At 57.9% G+C, this 497-nt stretch carries 1 protein-coding gene and 1 pseudogene; one reads left to right on the forward strand and one right to left on the reverse strand.

What is annotated here, in order from left to right:
- A partial coding sequence (locus GWC77_RS29330; RefSeq protein WP_217283470.1) for a hypothetical protein occupies positions 1-187 on the forward strand: 187 nt, incomplete at its 5' end.
- Positions 188-352: 165 nt separating this feature from the next.
- Here GWC77_RS29330 and GWC77_RS28300 read toward each other — a convergent pair.
- Positions 353-497 (reverse strand): annotated as a pseudogene (locus GWC77_RS28300) (IS6 family transposase); the annotation flags it as partial.

Genomic DNA, 497 nt, shown 5'->3' on the forward strand with positions numbered 1-497 from the left:
TCCCTTGCGGCTACCCGGCCTGGCTTCTGGCTCTGTCACAGTGATGTCCATCAAATCGAAAATGATGGGCACCACTTTGATGTCGGTTCTCGCCGTCGTCTACGACGGTCGTCGTGAGGCGCTTACGTTGCTACTTTCGACGGGCTTTGTTCAGCAGCCACTTGCGGGGCGGCAGGGTGTCGGGTAGAAAGAGTGCGGTGATCTATCGGACGGGTGAGCTTTCATGCCTTACAAGGCGAGACTGAAGACGGGTGAGGCGCGAAAACGAGCCAAGCCGCGCTATGCGGTCACGAACGGGTTGTGTCGCGATAACGGAGCCATGACGAGCAAGCGGCGATTCGCTTAGGAGTCCTTAGATAAGCAGCGAATGGAACTGCGCGGCGACCGTTCGAGTGGCGTGGTCACCCTTCATTTGGCCTTTGCGGATCATGTGCATGATCTCAATGCCGGCCAGGATGATGCGCGCGCACCGGAAATCCTTGAAGCCCATCATCGGT

Origin of the sequence: Paraburkholderia sp. NMBU_R16 (assembly GCF_013282575.1) — a bacterium.
GTDB lineage: Bacteria > Pseudomonadota > Gammaproteobacteria > Burkholderiales > Burkholderiaceae > Trinickia.